The sequence below is a fragment of the Paenibacillus amylolyticus genome, from assembly GCF_047302515.1.
GTDB lineage: Bacteria > Bacillota > Bacilli > Paenibacillales > Paenibacillaceae > Paenibacillus > Paenibacillus amylolyticus_G.
Genome location: NZ_CP168019.1, coordinates 3,480,077 through 3,501,374, shown reverse-complemented (window position 1 = coordinate 3,501,374; position 21,298 = coordinate 3,480,077). Strand labels below are relative to the sequence as shown.

The 21,298-nt window shown below is 46.1% G+C and carries 21 protein-coding genes; 20 read left to right on the top strand and 1 reads right to left on the bottom strand.

All coding sequences use genetic code 11. The annotated features are described in order from the left end of the window. Positions 1–305 precede the first annotated feature (305 nt). The 11 genes from smc (at position 306) to ACDJ59_RS14945 (ending at position 11,984) form a co-directional block, all read left to right on the top strand. Positions 306–3,875, top strand: a complete 3,570-nt coding sequence (gene smc / locus ACDJ59_RS14995; RefSeq protein WP_413409659.1) for a chromosome segregation protein SMC — start codon at positions 306–308, stop codon at positions 3,873–3,875. A 108-nt stretch (positions 3,876–3,983) separates the two neighbouring features. Continuing rightward, a complete protein-coding gene (ftsY, locus tag ACDJ59_RS14990) occupies positions 3,984–4,997 on the top strand; it encodes a signal recognition particle-docking protein FtsY (protein WP_036609455.1) in 1,014 nt (337 codons plus the stop codon). A gap of 146 nt (positions 4,998–5,143) precedes the next feature. Then, entirely contained in the window at positions 5,144–5,791 is a 648-nt protein-coding gene (gene trhA / locus ACDJ59_RS14985) for a PAQR family membrane homeostasis protein TrhA (RefSeq protein WP_413409657.1), read from the top strand. 262 nt (positions 5,792–6,053) lie between these two features. Beyond that, positions 6,054–6,404 carry a putative DNA-binding protein gene (locus ACDJ59_RS14980; protein WP_413409656.1) on the top strand — a complete coding sequence of 117 codons (351 nt, stop codon included), beginning with the start codon at positions 6,054–6,056 and terminating at the stop codon, positions 6,402–6,404. A 62-nt stretch (positions 6,405–6,466) separates the two neighbouring features. Then, complete coding sequence (gene ffh, locus ACDJ59_RS14975; protein ID WP_017689220.1) at positions 6,467–7,846, top strand: signal recognition particle protein; 1,380 nt, start codon at positions 6,467–6,469, stop codon at positions 7,844–7,846. Between the two features lie 53 nt (positions 7,847–7,899). Further along, positions 7,900–8,172, top strand: coding sequence for a 30S ribosomal protein S16 (gene rpsP / locus ACDJ59_RS14970; RefSeq protein WP_017689219.1), 273 nt, complete (start codon positions 7,900–7,902; stop codon positions 8,170–8,172). 23 nt (positions 8,173–8,195) lie between these two features. Next, the gene (locus ACDJ59_RS14965) at positions 8,196–8,426 is read left to right on the top strand and encodes a KH domain-containing protein (protein WP_017689218.1); all 231 of its coding nucleotides are present in this window, start codon (positions 8,196–8,198) and stop codon (positions 8,424–8,426) included. 301 nt (positions 8,427–8,727) lie between these two features. Next, entirely contained in the window at positions 8,728–9,240 is a 513-nt protein-coding gene (gene rimM / locus ACDJ59_RS14960) for a ribosome maturation factor RimM (protein WP_413409655.1), read from the top strand. A gap of 1 nt (position 9,241) precedes the next feature. After that, positions 9,242–10,009, top strand: a complete 768-nt coding sequence (gene trmD, locus ACDJ59_RS14955; protein ID WP_413409654.1) for a tRNA (guanosine(37)-N1)-methyltransferase TrmD — start codon at positions 9,242–9,244, stop codon at positions 10,007–10,009. A gap of 198 nt (positions 10,010–10,207) precedes the next feature. Then, positions 10,208–10,582 carry a glyoxalase gene (locus ACDJ59_RS14950; RefSeq protein WP_413409652.1) on the top strand — a complete coding sequence of 125 codons (375 nt, stop codon included), beginning with the start codon at positions 10,208–10,210 and terminating at the stop codon, positions 10,580–10,582. Positions 10,583–10,736: 154 nt separating this feature from the next. Next, the gene (locus tag ACDJ59_RS14945) at positions 10,737–11,984 is read left to right on the top strand and encodes a hypothetical protein (protein ID WP_413409650.1); all 1,248 of its coding nucleotides are present in this window, start codon (positions 10,737–10,739) and stop codon (positions 11,982–11,984) included. A 3-nt stretch (positions 11,985–11,987) separates the two neighbouring features. On the opposite strand, the gene ACDJ59_RS14940 is transcribed toward ACDJ59_RS14945, so the two are convergent. Beyond that, complete coding sequence (locus ACDJ59_RS14940; RefSeq protein WP_413409649.1) at positions 11,988–12,953, bottom strand: polysaccharide deacetylase family protein; 966 nt, start codon at positions 12,951–12,953, stop codon at positions 11,988–11,990. A 357-nt stretch (positions 12,954–13,310) separates the two neighbouring features. On the opposite strand from ACDJ59_RS14940, the gene rplS reads away from it, so the two are divergent. From rplS to ACDJ59_RS14895, 9 genes are all read left to right on the top strand, one after another. Further along, on the top strand, positions 13,311–13,652 hold the full coding sequence (gene rplS, locus ACDJ59_RS14935) for a 50S ribosomal protein L19 (protein WP_017689212.1): 342 nt from the start codon (positions 13,311–13,313) through the stop codon (positions 13,650–13,652). A 357-nt stretch (positions 13,653–14,009) separates the two neighbouring features. Further along, positions 14,010–14,630 (top strand): signal peptidase I, encoded by a 621-nt coding sequence (gene lepB, locus ACDJ59_RS14930; protein WP_336765000.1) that lies wholly within the window; start codon positions 14,010–14,012, stop codon positions 14,628–14,630. 30 nt (positions 14,631–14,660) lie between these two features. Next, positions 14,661–15,524 (top strand): ribosome biogenesis GTPase YlqF, encoded by an 864-nt coding sequence (gene ylqF / locus ACDJ59_RS14925; RefSeq protein WP_036670353.1) that lies wholly within the window; start codon positions 14,661–14,663, stop codon positions 15,522–15,524. 463 nt (positions 15,525–15,987) lie between these two features. Beyond that, positions 15,988–16,689: a ribonuclease HII gene (locus tag ACDJ59_RS14920; protein ID WP_091017327.1), complete on the top strand. Its 702-nt coding sequence runs from the start codon at positions 15,988–15,990 to the stop codon at positions 16,687–16,689. A 30-nt stretch (positions 16,690–16,719) separates the two neighbouring features. Further along, a complete protein-coding gene (locus ACDJ59_RS14915; protein ID WP_413409648.1) occupies positions 16,720–18,774 on the top strand; it encodes a DNA ligase in 2,055 nt (684 codons plus the stop codon). Then, positions 18,771–19,082: an EscU/YscU/HrcU family type III secretion system export apparatus switch protein gene (locus ACDJ59_RS14910; protein WP_036609395.1), complete on the top strand. Its 312-nt coding sequence runs from the start codon at positions 18,771–18,773 to the stop codon at positions 19,080–19,082. Before ACDJ59_RS14915 ends, ACDJ59_RS14910 begins: the two co-directional genes overlap by 4 nt. Further along, positions 19,076–19,474, top strand: coding sequence for a YraN family protein (locus tag ACDJ59_RS14905; protein ID WP_100529387.1), 399 nt, complete (start codon positions 19,076–19,078; stop codon positions 19,472–19,474). The genes ACDJ59_RS14910 and ACDJ59_RS14905 overlap by 7 nt, the downstream gene beginning before the upstream one ends. Positions 19,475–19,795: 321 nt before the next feature. Then, the gene (locus tag ACDJ59_RS14900; protein ID WP_139331839.1) at positions 19,796–19,957 is read left to right on the top strand and encodes a paeninodin family lasso peptide; all 162 of its coding nucleotides are present in this window, start codon (positions 19,796–19,798) and stop codon (positions 19,955–19,957) included. Positions 19,958–20,017: 60 nt separating this feature from the next. Then, positions 20,018–21,196 (top strand): carboxypeptidase-like regulatory domain-containing protein, encoded by a 1,179-nt coding sequence (locus ACDJ59_RS14895; protein WP_413409647.1) that lies wholly within the window; start codon positions 20,018–20,020, stop codon positions 21,194–21,196. Positions 21,197–21,298 lie beyond the last annotated feature (102 nt).

Below are 21,298 nucleotides of genomic sequence, written 5' to 3'. Positions count from 1 at the left end.
AGGAGAAGGTTACCTGACCGTTAACTAAATAAGTGAACGTTATTTTACACAAAACGAAGAGTGCAGAACCAATTCGAAGAAGCAACGCTAAAAGCTTTCTGAAAGAAAGCTACATCGGAAGCATACGCTCCGCATTTATCAACGGATTTTTCCCTTGGATAAGGGAATCAAGAAAATCTGGGGATAAGAGCGATCGGAGGATGGTACTGCAATTGGAGTGATCATGTGTAATAGCAATGGTTCATTTTATTTAGGCGCTTGAATGCAATACTTGAAATTTGCAAGAGGAGGTGACGAGAAACCCTATGTTTTTAAAACGGATTGAATTGGGTGGATTCAAGTCATTCGCCGACAAAACGGAGATGGAGTTCGTTCGTGGCATTACGGCTGTTGTAGGTCCGAACGGAAGTGGAAAGAGTAATATATCGGACGGAATTCGCTGGGTTTTGGGGGAACAAAGTGCCAAGTCGCTGCGTGGTGGCAAGATGGAAGATATCATCTTTGCAGGCAGTGACGCACGGAAGGCCGTTAATTTCGGTGAGGTGTCGCTAACACTCGATAACGAGGATCACGCACTTGCATTGGATTTCGGTGAGGTGACGGTGACTCGTCGTGTACATCGCAGCGGAGATAGTGAATATTTTATTAACAAGCAATCTTGTCGTTTGAAGGATATCACGGAGTTGTTTATGGATACCGGCATCGGTAAGGAAGCCTACTCGATTATTGGACAGGGGCGAATCGAAGAGATTCTGAGTACCCGTTCAGAGGATCGCAGAGGTATCTTTGAAGAAGCTTCAGGTATCGTTAAATATAAATCCCGCAAGCGGGATGCGACGCGCAAACTGGATGAGACAGAGCAGAATTTGTTGCGTATTCATGATCTGGTGACTGAACTGGAAGATCAGATTGGTCCGCTGAAGGAACAATCGGAGAGAGCGATCCACTATAAAGAACTTCGTTCTCAGCTCAAATCGCAGGAAATTTCCATGTATGTGTACCAGATCGAACAGATTCATGCTTCCTGGAGTAAGGCAAATGAGCGCCTGCAATCGCTAAAACAGGAAGAGGTTGGACTGGCGGCAATTGTCTCTACGCATGATGCCAAGCTCGAAAATGATCGGAATGCGCTGCGTATCCTGGAAACAGAGACAGAGCAACTGCAAGCCGCTTTATTACAATTCAGTGAAGCGACAGAGAAAAGTGAAGGGCTTGGAGAATTGCTCAAGGAGCGCTCCCACCATCTGCAAACAAATCAGGAGCAACTCAAAGTAACACTTGCTGCCAGTGAAGAGAGACATCGCGAACGGGAAACCGAACTGCTTGCACTGCGTGAGAAGTTTGGCAAACTTGAGCATGAACTGAATGATGTGAGAAATCAGTTGTCTCAGGAAGAAGCCAAACTCATCGGTGTTACAGGTGGCATTAGTCAACAGCAAGAGGAAAGCCTCAAAGGCAACTTGCTGGAACTGATGAATCAGATGGCTCAGACACGCAATGAAATTCGTTACGTGGACCAGCAGAAAGAAACGCTGGAGCGCAGAATGAATCGCGCGGCTGAGGAATCGGGCAAATGGGAAGATCAAAAAGAGACACTGGAAAGTCGTAAAGCGGACATTGAGAAAAAAGTTGTTCGTTTGGGCAAAGAAATCAGTGATCTACGTGGTGGTTACATTACGGAAAGTGAACGACTCCAGTCGTTGCAGAAGCTGCTCGAAGAAAGTCGGGGTACGGTCCGTAAATGGGAACAGAAGCGTGAAGCTCAAGTCTCCCGCCGCGATACGATGAAAGAGATGCAGGATGATTTTGACGGATTCATGTTGGGTGTCAAGGAGGTCCTCAAAGCTTCGCGTAAAGGTACGCTGAGCGGTGTTCATGGAGCTGTGGCTGAACTCGTTAAAGTTCCCGAGAAGATCGAACTTGCGGTAGAAACAGCAATGGGAGCATCCTTGCAACATGTGGTCATGGAAAATGAATCAGTTTCCAGACAGGCAATTGCTTTTCTGAAGCAACGCCAGTTGGGGCGTGCAACGTTCCTGCCTTTGGATGTCATTCGTCCTCGTGCCATTGGAGCGGCTGAACGTTCCATGATCGAAGGTATGGAGGGTTTTGTGGGGATCGGTGCTGATCTTGTACAATTCGAATCCAAATATGCTTCAATCATTGGCAGCTTGCTCGGTAATGTTATTATTGCCGAAACGCTGGAGGTTGCGAATAAAATTGCGGCTCGCTGCCAGTATCGTTTCCGGGTTGTGACGCTTGAAGGTGACGTGGTCAATGCGGGTGGTTCCATGACAGGTGGTAGCCAGCACAAGAAAAATGTGAGTCTGCTCAGCCGGAAACGGCAGCTGGACCAGCTCGACCAGGATATTTTGGATACGGAAAATCAAATCGTGAAACTGCATCGCAGTGTGGATGATGTAAAAGTTCAACTGGAGCAGTGTCAGGACAAACTGGATGAACTTCGTCAGTCCGGTGATGATACCCGAAATGCAGAACAGCAGGCTTCGATGGAAATGAAACAGGTAGAGCATGAGCTTCGCCATGTGCTTGAACAGGTTGCCGTTGCCGGGCAGGAGAAGAGCGGCTTTACCGAAGAGATCAAAGAGCTGGATACGGCTCGCATCGTCGCTGTGAAGAAGCTGGAGCAGCTTGAAGAGGAAGAAAAAGCGACTCATCGTGCCATTCATGCAGCTGAGTTTGCTCGGAAAGCCAATGAATCCGCGAAGGAAGAATTGCAGAGCCAACTCACCGAATTGAAAGTGCGCGAAGGCAAGCTTGATCAGGAGCGATTCTCCAATGGGGAACAATTGCGACGTCTGGAGCGGGAAGTGGAGTCGCTGGTGAAAGATCTTCGTCAGAATCGTACGTTGCTGGCTTCGATGGAAGCAGATCTCAAGAAAACACAGACCGAGAGTGTTAAACAGATTGAAGATCTGAACCAGTACAAGCTGAAAAAAGCGGAAGCTTCCCAGGAGTTGGACTTCAAACGTGCTGCCCGAAGTGAGTTGTCGAAAAAGCTTGAGTTTGCCGAGAGCGAAACGAAGGAACAGCGCACGCAGTTAAAAGCTGTGGAAGAGCAGATGCGACAGACGGAAATTTCCGTGAACCGGCTGGATGTTGAGCTGGAAAATATACTGCGAAAACTGACGGATGAATACGAACTGGGCTATGAACTGGCCAAAGAGCGCTATCCCGTGCCGGAAGACGTGGAGCATACACAGGCAGAGGTACAGAAGCTGAAGCGCAGTATATCCGCCCTGGGTGATGTGAACTTGGGAGCGATTGAGGAGTTCCAGCGAGTCAATGAGCGATACGAGTTCCTGAGTGAACAGAAGAATGACCTGGTTGAAGCTAAAACAACGTTGTATCAGGTTATTCGGGAAATGGAAGACGAGATGGCGAAGCGATTCAAGATTACGTTTGATGCCATCCGCCGTGAGTTCGGTACCGTGTTTAGCAAGTTGTTTGGCGGGGGACGTGCTGACCTTGTTCTGATGGACCCGGAGCGCTTGCTTGAAACGGGAATAGATATCGTGGCTCAGCCACCAGGCAAGAAACTGCAAAACCTGCAACTGTTATCCGGTGGGGAGCGGGCTTTAACGGCGATGGCTTTATTATTTGCTATTCTGCATGTGAAACCTGTACCATTCTGCGTGTTGGATGAAGTAGAGGCAGCACTGGACGAAGCTAACGTGGTACGTTTTGCCCAGTACTTGCGTGAATTCTCCGAACAGACACAGTTTATCGTTGTTACCCATCGTAAAGGTACGATGGAAGAGGCAGATGTGCTGTACGGTGTTACAATGGAAGAGGGCGGAGTATCCAAGCTTGTTTCGGTTAAACTGGAAGATGAGGAAGCAGTAATTGCCTGATCTGATCCAAACCTGCGAGACAAACGAACTCATTGTAATCATTGAAAATCATTCAGATTGAGCATTTTTGCAAAAGCGCTTAGATTATGTACACGATGGAGGGGCTTTATGAGTTTTTTTAAAAAGCTTAGAGACAGCATTGCAAGCAAAACGGAGTCGGTCACCAAACAGTTCAAGGATGGATTGGAAAAGACACGTAAAGGGTTAGTGGAAAAAGTGTCGGATCTCGTAATCCGCCGCAAAAAAATCGATGAAGAATTCTATGAAGAACTGGAAGAGATTTTGATCGGAGCAGACGTTGGTGTGAATACAGTCATGAATCTGATCGAAGACCTGCGCGTTGAGGTGAAAAAACGCAAAATTGAGGATGCGGCTGAGCTGCAGCCTGTATTGTCCGAGAAACTGACGGGTCTTCTTCGCGGTGAACAGAATAACGAATTGAAAATGAACCCGGATGGCATTACCGTCATTTTGTTTGTTGGTGTTAACGGTGTTGGTAAAACAACAACGATTGGCAAGCTGGCACATCGATTTAAACAACAAGGTAAAAAAGTCATCATGGCAGCCGGAGATACGTTCCGTGCCGGAGCCATTGAACAGCTGGAAGTATGGGGGCAACGTGCCGGTGTCGATGTGATCAAACAGCAATCTGGTTCTGATCCAGCAGCGGTTATGTATGATGCGGTACAGGCAGCGAAACAACGGGGTGCGGATGTTCTGCTCTGTGATACAGCAGGTCGTCTGCAAAACAAATCTAACCTGATGGACGAGCTAAACAAGATCTATCGTGTCATTCAGCGTGAAATTCCGGATGCTCCGCATGAAGTACTGATGGTACTGGATGCAACAACAGGTCAAAATGCTTTGAACCAAGCCAAACTTTTCGGTGAGAAAAGCGGCGTAACTGGCCTCGTACTGACGAAACTGGATGGAACAGCCAAAGGGGGGATCGTTGTTGCGATCCGTCAGGAGCTGGACTTGCCTGTGAAGCTCGTAGGACTGGGTGAGAAAATTGATGATCTGCAGCCGTTTGACTCGGAGCAATTTGTGCATGCTTTGTTCGCCGGATTAATCCAGGAACAGCCAGCGGAAAGTGCTGAAGAAGAGGAAGCTAATTCCTAGAATCATTAACAATAGAATGAATTAATAATGTTAACCGTATTGCCAGTGATATACGTGATAAGTGTCACGTGTAATGTCACTGGCAATACGTGTATAATGGAGGAATAAAGCAGGCAATGTTAAAGGGTTAGAAAGGACGGTTGAAAATGGCCAATACGTATACCTATTCTCGCCGTGAAGAAGTCGCCAATGCGGTGACACATGGAATCGGCGCTGCACTCAGTGTAGCTGCACTGGTGATATTGATTGTATTTTCAAGTATGAAAGGCACGGCTTGGCATGTGGTCAGTTTCACGATCTATGGGATCAGCATGCTGCTGCTCTATACAAGCTCTACACTCGTGCATGCATGGAAAGATGGAAAAGTGAAAGATTTATTTGAGATTTTTGACCATTCTTCCATTTATTTGTTTATTGCGGGATCGTACACTCCGCTTTTATTTATTGCTGTTCGCGGTACACTTGGATGGACCCTGTTTGGTATAATCTGGGGTATCGCATTATTCGGTGTGATCTTTAAGGCATTTTTTACGAAAAAGTTTCTATTCATGTCCACGATTTTCTATATTGCGATGGGCTGGCTCATCGTTATTGCCTGGCAACCACTTATGGCTGCCATTCCTACAGGCGGCATTGTGCTGCTGGTTGCTGGAGGCCTGATGTATACACTGGGTACGCTCTTTTATGTATGGCGTGGATTTCCGTACCACCATGCGATTTGGCATCTCTTTGTGTTAGCAGGCAGTATTCTTCATTTCTTTATGGTACTGTTGTACCTGACGCCACTTCGTTAGAACACCATAAACGGATGCATCTCCACGGACTGAGACGCATTCGTTTTTTCTTCTACATAGAGGTGGGTCGCAGAGATACAGACAGGATTTGCTTGTAGTGAAAAAGGGCATAAACCACCCGTTAAACATCGAAATAACATATCATCAGTGCTGTTTTTATTGTGACAAGTATTTTTGCTTGACAACCTGATTTGTTTTAGGTATTATTAGGAACGTTGCAAGAGTGTAAAGTGTTTTTCCTTGACGAAGGGAGTGCCCCGATGTGAGTCAAGAAAATCGGCTTGAGAAGACAAACCGAATTAACTTGCTGTTTGCTTTTTATGAATTGTTACTTACCGAGAAACAGCAGACTTTTCTAAAGTATTACTTTCATGACGATTTTTCACTTGGTGAAATTGCAGCCGAGTTTGAGATCAGCCGCCAGGCGGTATACGAGCATATCAAGCGTGCCGAACAAGTGCTGGAAAATTACGAAAGCAAGCTGGGCTTGCTGGAAAAGCATGAACGGCGTAATCGCAATCTTGAAGATTTGAAAAATGCATTGGAACGCGCAGGCGTCTCCATTGATAACAACAAACAAATACACGATATCGTTGCTCAGCTTAGTGAATGAAAATTGGCTGAGCGGAACGTATCGGTCTTGAAAACAGTATTAAAGCTTAAGGAGGTGGGATCATGGCATTTGAAGGATTAACGACCCGATTACAGAATGTGTTCAGCAAGCTGCGCGGCAAAGGCAAGGTGTCTGATGAAGATGTAGCCGAGGCTATGCGCGAGGTACGTCTGGCATTGCTCGAAGCGGATGTAAACTTCAAAGTGGTCAAGGAATTCATCGCCAAGGTGAAAGAGAAGGCTGTTGGTAAAGAAGTGATGGAGAGCTTCACGCCAGGAATGGTCATCATCGACATCGTTAACAAGGAACTAACGGATTTGATGGGTGGAAGCCAAGCGAAACTGGCTAAAGCAAACAAACCGCCTACGGTGCTGATGATGGTTGGTTTGCAGGGTGCTGGTAAAACAACCACATCGGGTAAACTGGCTAAAATGCTGCAAAAGCAAAACAGCAGACCATTGCTTGTTGCAGGAGATATTTATCGTCCGGCAGCGATCAAACAGTTGCAAGTACTTGGCGAGCAGATCAAAGCGCCTGTATTCACACTGGGAGATCAGACAAGCCCTGTTGAGATCGCACGTCAAGGTCTTCAACATGCCAAAGATAATGGTAATGACTATGTTATTATCGATACAGCTGGACGTCTGCATGTTGATGAAGAACTGATGGAAGAACTTCGCCAGATTCACAGCGTAGTGAATCCGGATGAAGTACTGCTTGTTGTAGACAGCATGACAGGTCAGGATGCGGTTAACGTAGCAGAACACTTTAATCAGCAACTTAATCTGACCGGGGTTGTCCTGACAAAGCTGGATGGAGATACTCGTGGTGGTGCTGCGCTTTCCGTCAAAGCAGTTACGGGTTGTCCAATCAAGTTTGCTTCCCTTGGAGAGAAACTTGACGCTTTGGAGCCGTTCCACCCGGAACGTATGGCTTCACGGATCCTCGGTATGGGTGATATGTTATCTCTGATTGAGAAAGCACAATTAAACATTGATACCGATAAAGCCAAGGAAATGGAACGGAAGATGCGTAATGCAGAATTCACGTTTGAAGATTTCCTGGAGCAGATGGATCAGGTCAAAAAGCTGGGACCAATCGATCAGATCATGGATATGATCCCCGGCATGGGCAAGATGAAACAAGCCAAGGATCTGAAGGTTGATGATAAACAGATGGGCCGGATCGAAGCGATCGTTTACTCAATGACGACCGAAGAGAAACGTAACCCGGACATGATCAACCATAGCCGCCGGAAGCGTATTGCTACCGGAAGCGGAACATCTCTGGCTGAAGTAAATCGTCTGATCAAGCAATTTGATGAGATGCGCCGCATGATGAAACAGTTCTCGGATATGATGGGACCTAAAGGCGGCGGTAAAAATAAAGCGATGAAGCAGCTTAAAGGTATGGGTAAAGGAATGAAGTTTCCTTTCCGTTGATTTAAGCGAAGCTGGATCATATACAGATTTCATTGAAGGAGGTGAATTTTCAAATGGCAGTTCGTATTCGTCTGAAACGTATGGGTGCTCACAAAGCTCCTTTCTATCGCGTAGTGGTATCGGATTCCCGTTCCCCACGTGACGGTCGTTTTATCGAGGAGATCGGTTACTACAACCCGGTTGAACAACCGGCTGTTGTTAAGATCGATGAAGATAAAGCATTGGCATGGCTTCAAAACGGTGCACAAGCATCTGACACTGTCCGCAACTTGCTTAGCAAAGCGGGCGTGATGAAGAAGTTCCACGAGTCTAAATTATCTAAATAAAGTGCTGATTCGGAGGGTCATCTATGGAAGAATTAGTAAGCATAATTGCTAAGGCTTTAGTCGATCATCCGGAAGATGTGACGGTTCGGACGGTTGAGAAAGACCGGCTTGTCGTTTATGAGTTAACTGTTCATCCTGACGATGTCGGGAAGGTAATTGGTAAACAGGGACGAATCGCGAAATCACTTCGTACGGTCGTCACATCAGCAGCAGTTAAGATGGATAAACGGGTTACCGTTGATATCATATCTTAAAGATATACGAAAGGGGGTTAGGATGCATGTCCTAGCCCCTTTTCGTGCATGCTGAACTTAATATGTTGGATTAGATATTGAATTAAAATATATTTGGGTATGAGTGACTTCGGAGCAGTGCAGGGGACGGGATCGATTCTGGAGAAGCGTTAGCGTTCGCCTTTATCACCTCATTTTCACCTTTTAAAGTAAGTTCGAAAAATGAGGGGGTAACAGCGATCGAAAGAACGAACCGTCGCCGGAACGACCATACGAGAGTCGAAGTAGCTGTTTAGTTTGATTTAATTTCGTAGGAGGATTTATGGCAGACTTTATGAATGTAGGCAAAATCGTCAATACGCATGGAATTCGCGGTGAGGTGAGAATCATGCCTTTAACCGATTTCCCGGAAGTGCGTTTCGCGAAAAATGCAGAGTTGTTTTTCTTTACACCAGATAATCATCCAGTCGTGGTTAACGTGGAATCTGCACGTTTGCATAAGAATATGTATATTCTTCGTCTGAAAGAGTACGGCAATATTAATGAAGTAGAGAAGTTTAAAGGCGGCATGGCTAAAGTGTTAAAAGAGAACTTGGCTGAGCTGGAGGAAGGTGAATACTACTTCCATCAAATCGTTGGGTGTTCGGTTATCACCGAAGAGGGTGAAACGCTTGGAACCATCTCTGAAATTTTGACTCCAGGTGCCAATGATGTATGGGTTGTCAAAACGCCAGCAGGTAAAGAAGTGCTGATTCCCGTTATTGATGATGTAGTACTTGATGTGGACATCGAACAGCAGCAAGTGAAGATTCACCTGATGGAAGGGCTGCTGTAACATGAAAGTGGATGTATTAACACTATTCCCGGAGATGTTTGATGGCGTATTCGGAGCAAGCATTCTGGGTAAAGCCCAAACGAAGGGGCTGGTGTCCCTCGGTGCAACCAACTTCCGTAATTATGCGACAAATAAGCACAATACGGTCGATGATGCTCCTTACGGTGGGGGTGGAGGCATGGTGCTGAAACCAGATCCGATCTTTGCTGCTGTTGAAGATGTACTGGAGCAACGCGGAGAAGCTGCGGCATCGATGAAAGCTCCACGTATCATTTTAATGTGTCCGCAAGGTGAGACGTTTACACAGAAAAAAGCAGAAGAACTTGTACAGGAAGATCATCTGATTTTTATATGTGGACATTATGAAGGTTACGATGAGCGCATCCGCGAATTTCTCGTGACGGATGAACTATCCATTGGTGATTACGTACTCACGGGTGGGGAGTTACCTGCTATGGTTGCGATCGACAGCATCGTACGCCTTATTCCCGGTGTGCTTGGCAATGAGACAAGCGCAGTAACCGATTCATTCAGCACTGGACTACTCGAATACCCACACTACACACGTCCACCCGAGTTTAGGGGCATGAAAGTACCGGATATGCTGTTGTCAGGACATCACCTGAACATTGAGGCGTGGCGTAGAGAACAATCTTTGCTTCGTACGTTAGAGCGTAGACCGGAGATGTTGGAAACGGCTGATTTGACGGATAAAGAACGTATTTGGTTGAAAAAGATACACTCAAACCGTAAACATAGCACAGAGTAAGTATATGTATCGTATATGTTTCGTATAAACACGGAAATATTATTTTCCAAAGTTTGAAAGGGCCTACCTTGATACTAAAGGTTGGCTTTTTTTGTGTACATTGAAAAGAATACTGGATTTTCATTAGTATATTTTATAAAATACAAGTATAAATAATGAAACTAAGTTTCATTAAGTGAAACAAAAGGCGATGTGTGAATGACTTACAATATTATTGGTCTTGATCATATTCAGCTCGCAGCACCAGAATTTTGTGAAGCGGAGGCGCGTCTTTTTTTCAATAACGTGTTAGGCTGGACGGAGATTCCCAAACCTGAAATTCTGAGAAAACGGGGTGGTGTATGGTTCGAGTGTGGCAGACACCAAGTGCATATTGGGGTACAAAAAGATTTTATTCCCGCTAGAAAAGCTCATCCGGCATTTCATGTACAACATTTGGATCAGTTGCGTGATCTTCTCATTCATAACCAAATTCATATTGTCGATGACGAAGCAAGGGCAGATGAAGGTGTGAAACGTTTCTATATAAATGATCCTTTTGGCAATCGCCTTGAGTTTTTAGAGTGGGTTTAAAATCATTCATTTAAATCTTTTAATTACGTTGGCACTTTTTTGCAGCTTTGAACTTTTTTGCATGACCACATAATAGGGTTGTAAAAATAAGGGGTTTTCTTTATGGTGAACTCAGCTGGATCTGAATAACAACGATAAGCTGAGGAGGAAGGTTATGAATCATCAGCCTTATGAAATCACCAGACTAGATATTAGCGAAGCCGGAGAACGCTGCAAAATGCTTTTGGGAGATCTGAATGGAGACGGCAGACTTGAAATGTTGCTTGTACAGGCAGATGGGGGCATAGACGATCGGTATGTCCCGCATCAGGTATGTTGTTTGACTGCGTTTGATCTGGAAGGGACATTACTATGGCAAGTTGGAACTCCTGATCCCGATGCAGGGGGGCCGGGTTCAGACTATCCCGCTCAGATCGCAGATTGGGATGGAGATGGAAATAATGAAGTATTGTGTGTGATGGACAAACAATTTCTCGTGTTGGATGGCCGGACCGGAGAGATCAAAGAAACACGTGATCTGCCAGGTGATGAAGCACATGACTGCATTATTCTCGCCAACCTGACGGGTAACCAGCAGAGAATGGACATTATACTGAAAGACCGCTATAAGACTTTATGGGCACTCGACCATGATTTTAATTTGTTATGGAAGCATGAAGGGAATCCAGGACATTTTCCATGGCTATACGATATCGATGGAGATGGGAAAGATGAAGTGATGGCCGGATATGACATGCTGGATCATGATGGGACATTATTATGGTCTTGTCAGAATCTTGATGATCATGCCGATTGTATATGGTTTGGAGACGTTGACGGTAATGGGCAAGTCGAGGTTGTCATTGGTGGCAGTGTCACGGTCATGATGGACCGCTATGGTAATGAGAAGTGGCGTTATGAAGATTCAATTGAATCACAGCATATTGCGTTAGGCCATTTTTGTACTGGAATGGAAGGTTTACAGATTGCAGGTCTGGACCGGATTGTCCGGGGGGATGAGCATGGTAAGGATGGAATGTTCATGCTGGATAGCGCTGGTAAAGAAATATGGAAAGAAAACCGCACAACTCGGGGCTGGTTAACCATTATAGAGCCTGTGTGTAACTGGGATGAGGGTGGACTCGATTATATTTTGGCGTATCGCCGAGGTGGAGATGTGTTGCCTTCTTTGGTAGATGGAGATATGAAAACGGTTACTGAATTCCCGAAAGAGGGATATGCGGTGCATGCAGACCTGGTTCAGACGGGGAAAGAACAGATCATCATCTATGACGCAGAGGAAGCAGTGATTTATTCCAGCTCTCCGATGACATTATCACTTACCGATGCAAAAAGAGCCAAGCCTCAGCTCAAAAGGCTGTATAGCTCGACTCTGTATCCGGGCGGTGAAGTTAAAATCTAGATTTTACTGATCATTCTCCGATGCAGGTAATTCGTTCTGCGGACTGGATTCGGGTTGAAGCAACGTCGCCAAATCAGTACCTGTCGTGACCGTCAAGCGAGGCAGCCTCATGGGATGATCTCCTGGATGCACAAATCCAGACTTTACGGTAAAAGCCATGCGATATCCATGTTGCTGTAACTTGTAGATCATCTGTGTGCTGGTATAACCAAAAGGATAGGCCAAATAAGGTGTGTCTATTCCGGTTTCCTTCATTTGCTGGATATCATCATCCAGAAGACTGGTGTCCAGACCGACAGGTACGCTGTTCCCACAGCGCATAAATCCCTTATGATGCAGGTTATAGGTATGGCTGTTGAACTCAAATACGTCGGTTGCTGCCTGCATCTCTGGCTTGGAGATGAAACTGTTGATGGCGGGCTCAAATACCGAAGGTTGATCCTGAATTTTACTGCCTATGACAAACAGCGAGGCATGAAAATTATATTTCTGAAGCACAGGGTAAGCTAATGTATAATTGTTCTGGTATCCATCATCAAAGGTAATCACAATGGACTTCTGTGGCAGGGAAATCTTCCCGCTAACATATTGCTCAAGCTGATCCAGTGTAATCGTGTGGTAGCCTTCATCATGCAGGTATTTCATATTTTGCTCAAAATCCTCCAGATTAATGATGGATTTATTATCTGTCTCGTGATTATTCAGTTTGGGCTCTATGTAATGATACATCAGCACAGGAACTTCTGTAGCGGTACCTTGTTCAATCCTAAAGGTAGAACGATCCAGCGCAGATTGGTTAGAGAAGTCAGTGTGTGACAGCTCGAATGCTTTGCGTTTGACTATGTCCCAGGATGTGCAGGCTTTGTGTGACAGTGCATTCGTTGGGTGAGTTACGGCATATGAATATAGTGTAATGGAGCATGTGAGCATGGCGAGTAAGGCAAGTGTGATCTTTTTCCAATATTTCATAAGTCTTGGGATTCTCCTTTTAAAGTGGTCAATAAGTTATATCATAGACGATATTACTACACTGGAAGTTACAGTATTTTTTCCTGTATCAGGTTGACTTGCAGATGAGAGCGTTGATTCACTGTCCATATGTCCATGTGGGAGAATGTATTTTAGAATGAAGTTAACATGTGATGGATGAGTTTCAGAGTGGCAGATTGAACAATAGGCTCTTGTTTAATTTCTCTTGTGTTTTGATATGCTGCGTGATACAATAAGTCTGTTATGTGGAATACGGCGGTCCTCTATGGATGATGAAGGAGACAAGGTGATCTCTGGAAGAAGTATGAACGCCTGTATGGAAGGAGGGAGTCATAGATGAATATCGTTCAAGCGATTACACAAGAACAACTTCGCAAGGATCTTCCGAGTTTTCGTCCTGGTGACACTTTGAAAGTGCACGTTAAGGTAATCGAGGGAACTCGCGAGCGTATCCAATTGTTCGAAGGTGTTGTGATTAAACGCCGTGGTGGTGGAATCAGTGAGACTTTTACAGTTCGTAAAATTTCTTACGGTGTAGGTGTGGAAAGAGCTTTCCCGCTTCATTCCCCTAAAATCGATAGAATCGAAGTGGCTCGCCGTGGTAAAGTTCGTCGTGCGAAGCTTTATTATCTTCGTGAACTACGCGGTAAAGCAGCGAGAATTAAAGAAATTCGTTAATATAACGGATACCGGGAAGGGCTTGGAGACAAGCCCTTTTCGTTTTTGTCCGGGAAAAGTTGAACCGGAGGTACACTTCCGAGTAAAATGGTATGGCAACACATGCGGGGAATAGTCCGGGAGGCTTGTAAAATCAGTTATTGAAGTGCGTGTTCAAACGACCGGTTTCAGTACCGACTTTTTGAACAACCTCTTGAAGGCATTTGAATTGTGGATTAAATGTACTGTAATGCTTGGTGTAAGATTACATAACTGATGTGAATGTTTTGTATCCATCCATTGAGTTATTGGAACGATACAGAATGCTGGATGTGTGTACTGCTATAAACATGTACTGTGAAGAGAGGAAGATCTTGAATGGAACAAGAAGTTCAACAGGACCGGGGCAATCCTGCCGAAGAGAAAGACAGTCGATCCAAAAAAGCCAAAAATGAAATTGTTGAATGGCTTAAAGCCATTGTTATCGCATTAGTTCTCGTCATTCTCATTCGGTGGTTGCTCTTCAAACCGTTTGTTGTGGACGGTCCGTCCATGCAGCCGAACTTTGAAACGGGTGAACGTGTGATCGTCAACGAAATCTTATATGATATCAGAGAACCGAAGCGCGGTGAAGTTATCGTCTTCCACGTACCATCCGAAGGTCGAGATTTCATTAAACGTGTTATTGCTGTAGAAGGTGATACCGTTGAGGTTCAAGACGATACCGTGATGGTTAACGGTAAAAAGGTTGATGAAACGTATATTCAAGGAGCCATTGATGCAGCTGAAGCAAATGGTGGAACCTATAACGTGAAGGATTTCCCGAATGAACAGTTCCCTGATGGCAAAGTGCCGGCAGGTCATGTGTTTGTCATGGGAGATAACCGTCCAAATAGTACAGACAGCCGTATGATCGGTTATGTTTCGTTAAAAGATATTATTGGTCGTGCAGATGTGATTTTCTGGCCGATTGGTGAGATTAAGTGGATCAACCACTGAAATTGAAGTAAATAATGAGGTGAAGACAAGTTGACGATACAATGGTTTCCAGGTCATATGACTCGAGCCAGACGCCAGATTCAGGATAAGTTAAAGCTCATCGACGTGGTCATCGAACTATTGGATGCCCGTCTGCCTGTCTCCAGCCGTAATCCAATGATTGACGAAATATTGCTGGATAAACCCCGGATGATTTTGTTGAACAAATCGGATTTGGCAGATGCAAAAGTGACGCAAGAATGGATTGAATATTTCAAAAAAGAAGGAATTACCGCTTTTCCTGTAGATGCTTCGACGGGAACCAATGTTAAAGATATTCCCGTGCAGGCCAAGCTTCTTCTTAAAGAAAAAATTGACCGTCAAATTGCTAAAGGGATTAATCCTCGTGCGGTTCGCGGGTTGATCGTAGGGATTCCCAATGTAGGTAAATCAACACTGATTAACCGACTGGCTGGACGGAGTATTGCGTTAACAGGAGATCGTCCTGGTGTGACGAAGGGGCAACAGTGGATCAAGGTAGGCAAAGAAATGGAGTTATTGGATACTCCAGGTATTCTTTGGCCTAAGTTCGAAGATCAAAATGTAGGTTATCGTCTTGCCGTAACTGGTGCGATCAAAGAGGAAATTTTGAATGCAGAGGATATCGCCTTTTTTGGAATCAGTTACCTGATGCGTTATTACTGGGACGCCCTTGAAGAGAGATACGGACTTCAGGAGTTCTCCAAGGATGCAGATGATTCAGACAGTGTTATTGCGATTATGGAACAAGTCGGCCGTATACGTGGTTGCGTTGTAAGCGGTGGACGTATTGATCTGGAAAAGGCATCACGAGCATTTCTGCGTGAACTGCGAGCGGGTAAAATGGGACGTTTCTCTATGGAAGCTCCCTATTAAAAAAATGGACTCTACACGATGGAGATCATTATCTTTATCTGTTCATTTCATATATACAAGTGCCGAAAGAAGCGGCCGTTACCGGATTACCGGGAGCGGTCGTTTTTTGTGTATACAAACGCGGAAGTAGAGCTGGAACATACGTCGAAAACGATAAAATGGAAGAGGTTTGAAGAACAGTACGCTTTATGGAATTGGCTGACCTATATATCAGGTGCATCTAAATCGTGCTATGATAAATGGTGGTGCAATTTAAATTAGACGAGGTCTGATATATTCAATTTAAACCATCAAATACCGATAAATGAAGACATCACTATCTTTATATTGTAAATCTCAAGGAAAAGTTTTGCTGAGAGAGACAGGTTGTACAGAACAAAAGACAGAGTATCTACGTCTATATTATAAAAAAGTTGTAAGTGATACGCATGCTGAAAAAGCGTGGGTAGAGGAGATGAGTATTATGTTTGAAAATAATGAAGAGATCGGGTTGAATCTACTGGATACCCCGATTGGACCAAAGAAGAAAAAAGAAGCCAGTGAACCTCGAGATCTGTTGCTCTATGAGCGGGAGTATTGGGACAGTGGATTTGAACGTATTGCTGGCATTGATGAAGTAGGACGGGGCTGTTTGTTTGGGGATGTTGTCGCAGCGGCGGTTATTTTACCGAAGGATCTCATTCTGGAAGGCGTGAATGACTCCAAGAAATTAACGGAGAAAAAACGTGATGCATTATATGACATCATTATGGAAAAAGCGCTGGCGGTAGGTATCGGGTACGCGGATGCAGAGACAATTGATCGGCTTAACATCAAGCAGGCTGCGAGACTTGCGATGAAACGTGCGGTTGAAGCATTGGGAGAAACTCCTGATTATATGCTGGTGGATGCCGAGAAGGTGGATGTGAATGTACCTCAACTGTCCATTATTAAAGGTGATGCTAATAGTCAATCGATCGCAGCGGCATCTATTATTGCCAAGGTAACGCGAGATCGGCTGTGTAAGGAAGAATGGGATACGTTATATCCGGAATATGGTTTGTCGATACATAAAGGATATGCAACAAAAGTTCATCGGGAGCAAATTATGGCATTGGGGGCAACCCCGATGCATCGGCGCAGTTTTCTGGGCAACCTGCTTGGAGAGCAGCAATCTTTGTTTTAACACAGGTTTGAAGAAAGGAGGGGGAGAGATTTGAATATCGGTTCCATGATAAAGGGGTTAATGGGAGACAGTAAGCCCGGCAATGCCAAACCGCTTGAATTAAAGGAAGGTCAGGTGGTTCGTGGCTCCGTCGTTAGTGTATCCGATGATGGGGGAGAAGCAGTTCTGCAGATTCAAGGTGTGCAAGTGCGCGCCAAGTTGGAGACTCCACTCCGTCCGGGTGAGACCACGTTGCTTCAAGTGCAGCCTCCAGGTGAAAATGGCATAACGGTAATGAAACCTATGACGGGTACACTTGCTGAGCTGCCACAAGCTTCGCTGAACAACCTGCTTAAGGATGTAGGACTGCCGGATACAAAAGGGAACCGGGAACTGTTACTTGCCATGCAGCGTAGCGGATTGCCGCTAACGAAGGATAATGTGGCTATGGTCCAGAATATGATGACTGCTAAACCTGCACAGGTACCTGTGGAAGAATGGGTGCAGGCGACGGGAATTGCTTTTCAGCGTGGTCTCCCGGTTACAGCGGAAACAGTAAAAGGATTACACCAGACGGTCTTTGGCCCCCCTCTGCACCAGTTGTTAAGCGGGTTGGCTGACCAGTTGGAAACGATGCTGACTCAAACAACTGGTAAACCACTATTGCCTGGAGAACAATCTGCTACGTTGAAACCAGCAGTCGTGGCTGGCGCACCTGTATTACCCAATGCATCACAGACGGAAGAAGGATTGGCTGCACTAGGCAATGGTCGTCAGGTGACTGGAACCGGAACACCTGCTTTGTCAACGCAACAAGGACAAGCCGCATTGGCAGGATCTATATCCATGACGGATGGCGGGGCAGACGATGCAGGTACTGCGGTGAAAGGAAACGTGCAGACCGGCGGAGGCACAGGAAATGCTGAAGCCGGGGCCAAGGCAATTGCCAGCAACGTTGAAACGGCTGGAAAAGGGGGCGCAGGTATTCCGTCTGGAACCGGAATACCTGGCGAGAGCCCGAGCGGGGCTGACGCGGGCCAAGTCGGGAGCCGCCCTGGTACACCAGGGGCGGCAGCAGAATCTGTGGCTGGCCGTGTAATTGCGGGCCAGCCTGAAGCAGGCGCGGCCGTGCGGATTGACGGCCGCGCTGAAACGCCTGCTGCTGCGGGGACGCCGTCCGCAGCAGCTTGGGCGCCAGCAGCGCCTACGGCTGCGCAGCTGGCGCCCAAGCTGCTGGCGCTGCTGGACGCCCTGCGCAGCGCGTCCACTGCCGCACCGGCACAGCCTGGTGCGGCAGCACAGGCCGCCCCTGCATCGCAGGGCGGCCAGGCGGCTGCGGCTGCCGGAGGCGTGCCGCAGCCGTTGCCAGCCGGCGCTGATGCGCCGCCGGCTGGCGGTAATGCCGCAGCACCTGCGGGAGCTGCGGCAGTGCACGCGCCTGTCACCCACGAGGGGGACCCGTGGGTGGGGCGCGTGCTGAAGCTGCTCGGTGCGGAGCACGAGCAGCAGGCCGTTCACGGCGCGGCAGCGCAGCCGCGCGTGGGGGATGCGGCGAGTCCGGCGAATGCGGACACGCTGAAGGGCTTGCTGCTGCAGCTTGCCAGCAGCGAAGGTGCACCGGCGGCGCTTAAGGATGCCGCCGGACAGGCCGTGCAATATCTGACAGGTCAGCAGTTATTGCTGACGACAGATCGCAGTGCTACATTTGCACAGATGCACTGGTTTATACCAATCACTGGACCGGACGGGGAAGAAACGGCGTCTGTTCAGATTCAATCACGTCGTGGATCTCGTGGAGAGCTGGATGCGTCCAACTGCCGTCTATGGTTTGATCTGGACATGAAAAGTCTTGGGCCTACTCTGGTAGATGTCCATGTGGTTAATAACATTGTCAGTCTGCGTGTATTGAATGATCGCGAAGGAATGGGACCGCTTCTGGAGAGCGGACGAGAGGTAATCCATCAGGCATTGGACAAGCTGGGCTATCAACTGCTGACCTTCAAGGCGGAACCGTGGCCTGTGGGACAGGAACCGGGCGCGGAACGAAAAACGAGGGCCTCGGACTATAGTCCTGAACGATACAAAGGGGTGGACTTGAAGGTATGAAAGACGAGTCGTCACAACCGGACCTGCTCTCCAAAAAGGCGGTTGCCCTAAAATATGTCCCTGGAGAGAGCGAAGCGCCTGTTGTTGTAGCCAAGGGGCGCGGCAAAGTGGCAGAAGCCATTCTGGATAAAGCCAGAGAAAACGGCGTGGCTGTTCAGGAGGATGCAGCACTTGTGGAGGTACTCTCCAAGTTGGATCTGGATGAACAGATTCCGGCAGAACTGTATCAACTGGTCGCAGAGGTGCTAACGTACGTCTACCGTGCAGATCGCATGGCCTCAGGACGTGAGGAAAATGAGTCATGGTAGAACGTAGATTGGGTCAGGAGCCAGGATTAAAGCTCACACGACAGCAGAAAGGCCGATTAGGTGAAGAGGCTGCCTGTCAATGGTTGCGAGAGCACGATTATCGGATCATTAGACAGAACTGGCGTTGTCGTAGCGGTGAGATTGACATCATTGCTTCCTGCGAGGGCCTGATTGTCTTTGTGGAAGTAAGAAGCAGAAGTGGAGCCGCTCAGTACGGTACACCTCAGGAATCGGTTGATATGCGTAAAATGCAGCAGGTGCGTTCAACCGCATCCGTTTATTTGCAAATGACGGGAGAGACGGAACTTCAGATCCGTTTTGATGTAATTGCCGTAATGCTTGATCAAGCAGGAGAGATTGTCTCTGTGAATCATATTGTTAATGCTTTTTAAGAATTACACTAGAAGTTATTGTTGTATTATGCGATACGAAATGTATCTTTTTTAATGTGAGTCGGTTAGTGATTTCGAAGTACAAGTTTAATTATGTCTTATCTTTGCATTCGTTTTAGTTTTGGAATTAGTTAATATACTAAAGCCGTATTTCCTATTTATACAGGAGCTGCGGCTTTTTTTGATTTAACTATGAAATCACTAAACAGAGGATAGCACATTGATAATAAAATCATTGTATTTCAGAAATTTATAGATACAAAATGTATCATTTGTAATAAACTAAGAAAGTTGAAATTTAAAGAGAGGTTGGTGAGATGTATGAAAGAGCTTCAGAATACTTCGAACAACACAGTAAAACAAGTATGGGAGTGCCCTCGGATGGAAGTGCTGGATATCAGCGAGACCATGAACGGTGGACAGGGGATTTGGCAATATGTTTGGGACGGAGAATTCTGGAAGCTTGAACTTATGGTCAGTTAATTTAAGAGGTTAAAGAGGAATGTTTGACCAATAAAATAAATGGTGAGGTGTAGTGAGAAGATGCAGACGAGTATCAAATGGATAATTCGACTAAGTACACTATCTTTATGTTTCATTTTGTTTGGAATCATGTATTCCGGAGTTTCTTATGCCGATCCATCTACCCAGGCAAGTGTATCAGGTAAAGTTACTGATCTTGAAGGGTTTCCTATCCAGGATGCCACAATCAAGTATTCCCTTAGATATCAAGGGGAAGAAACTGAAAAAAGCGTAAAGACAGATGGCAATGGAAGTTATTCTATACTTGAGTCTGTCCAGGATTATACGGAAATAAGCTTTATAATTGAAGCAGAGGGCTATGTGACAGACAGGCACCGTAATACCTACTATTTGTCAGAAGGGGAACAGATTCTGGTTAATTTCGAGCTATATGAACCTTCTACGATTGTAGGGTCTGTAACTGATCAAACAGGCAAACCGATTCTAGATGCCCTGGTCAAAGTAACAGGAGCCTTGGATCGCCCGGTTAAAACAGATCAGCAAGGCCGGTATGCCGTTACTGGGCTTGATTTTGACTACAATCCAAACATTGCGATCTGGGTAGATTCTGCGGATTATATGCTTTATGAACAGGATCGTTTGAATGTTCAGGCTGGAAAAACCTTAATCGAAGATGTTGTTTTGACAGAAGCCGCACATGTGCGGGGGAAAGTAGTAGATGAGGCGGGCAATCCAGTAAGTGGAGCTAAAGTTAATGCCGGAGGCTCGGCAACAACAACAACGGATGCTCAAGGAAATTATTTCATAAAGCGCGTGCCAACAGGCACCAGAACAATAACGGGTGAAGCAGCAGGGTACTTAAAATCGACTCAGAACGTTACCCTCGTACAAGGAGATCATAATACGTTTAATATCGTACTTAAGAAAGATGCAGATATTACACCTCCAGTAACCAAGTACAGATTAGTTCCTATTACAGATACTGTGAACGGGAAGGTATACATCAAAGGATTTACATTCAGACTTCAGGCAACGGACGAAGTCAAAGGTTCGGGCGTAAAAATAACGCAATATCGAATCAATGGGGGAGCGTGGAACACGTATGAAGGACCCGTCAAGTTTTATGCTCCCGATGTCAAGGTGGTAGAGTACTACAGTACAGATGTTACAGGTAACCAGGAGAAGTACAACAAAATGGATTTTGTTAATGGCACATTTGAAGGCGCAGGTTCATATTGATTCATCATTGATATGATAATGTGCTTTGTATAAGATGCTAATCTAATTAGACGGCTCCGACATGATGATCGCCCTCGGTAGATCAGGATTCGGAGCCGTCTT

Excerpts from the sequence above, each read along its gene's own strand:
- smc (WP_413409659.1), top strand. The coding sequence starts at position 306 with ATGTTTTTAAAACGGATTGAATTGGGTGGATTCAAGTCATTCGCCGAC.
- ftsY (WP_036609455.1), top strand. The coding sequence starts at position 3,984 with ATGAGTTTTTTTAAAAAGCTTAGAGACAGCATTGCAAGCAAAACGGAG.
- trhA (WP_413409657.1), top strand. The coding sequence starts at position 5,144 with ATGGCCAATACGTATACCTATTCTCGCCGTGAAGAAGTCGCCAATGCG.
- ffh (WP_017689220.1), top strand. The coding sequence starts at position 6,467 with ATGGCATTTGAAGGATTAACGACCCGATTACAGAATGTGTTCAGCAAG.
- rpsP (WP_017689219.1), top strand. The coding sequence starts at position 7,900 with ATGGCAGTTCGTATTCGTCTGAAACGTATGGGTGCTCACAAAGCTCCT.
- ACDJ59_RS14965 (WP_017689218.1), top strand. The coding sequence starts at position 8,196 with ATGGAAGAATTAGTAAGCATAATTGCTAAGGCTTTAGTCGATCATCCG.
- rimM (WP_413409655.1), top strand. The coding sequence starts at position 8,728 with ATGGCAGACTTTATGAATGTAGGCAAAATCGTCAATACGCATGGAATT.
- trmD (WP_413409654.1), top strand. The coding sequence starts at position 9,242 with ATGAAAGTGGATGTATTAACACTATTCCCGGAGATGTTTGATGGCGTA.
- ACDJ59_RS14950 (WP_413409652.1), top strand. The coding sequence starts at position 10,208 with ATGACTTACAATATTATTGGTCTTGATCATATTCAGCTCGCAGCACCA.
- ACDJ59_RS14945 (WP_413409650.1), top strand. The coding sequence starts at position 10,737 with ATGAATCATCAGCCTTATGAAATCACCAGACTAGATATTAGCGAAGCC.
- ACDJ59_RS14940 (WP_413409649.1), bottom strand. The coding sequence starts at position 12,953 with ATGAAATATTGGAAAAAGATCACACTTGCCTTACTCGCCATGCTCACA.
- rplS (WP_017689212.1), top strand. The coding sequence starts at position 13,311 with ATGAATATCGTTCAAGCGATTACACAAGAACAACTTCGCAAGGATCTT.
- lepB (WP_336765000.1), top strand. The coding sequence starts at position 14,010 with ATGGAACAAGAAGTTCAACAGGACCGGGGCAATCCTGCCGAAGAGAAA.
- ACDJ59_RS14920 (WP_091017327.1), top strand. The coding sequence starts at position 15,988 with ATGTTTGAAAATAATGAAGAGATCGGGTTGAATCTACTGGATACCCCG.
- ACDJ59_RS14910 (WP_036609395.1), top strand. The coding sequence starts at position 18,771 with ATGAAAGACGAGTCGTCACAACCGGACCTGCTCTCCAAAAAGGCGGTT.
- ACDJ59_RS14905 (WP_100529387.1), top strand. The coding sequence starts at position 19,076 with ATGGTAGAACGTAGATTGGGTCAGGAGCCAGGATTAAAGCTCACACGA.
- ACDJ59_RS14900 (WP_139331839.1), top strand. The coding sequence starts at position 19,796 with ATGAAAGAGCTTCAGAATACTTCGAACAACACAGTAAAACAAGTATGG.
- ACDJ59_RS14895 (WP_413409647.1), top strand. The coding sequence starts at position 20,018 with ATGCAGACGAGTATCAAATGGATAATTCGACTAAGTACACTATCTTTA.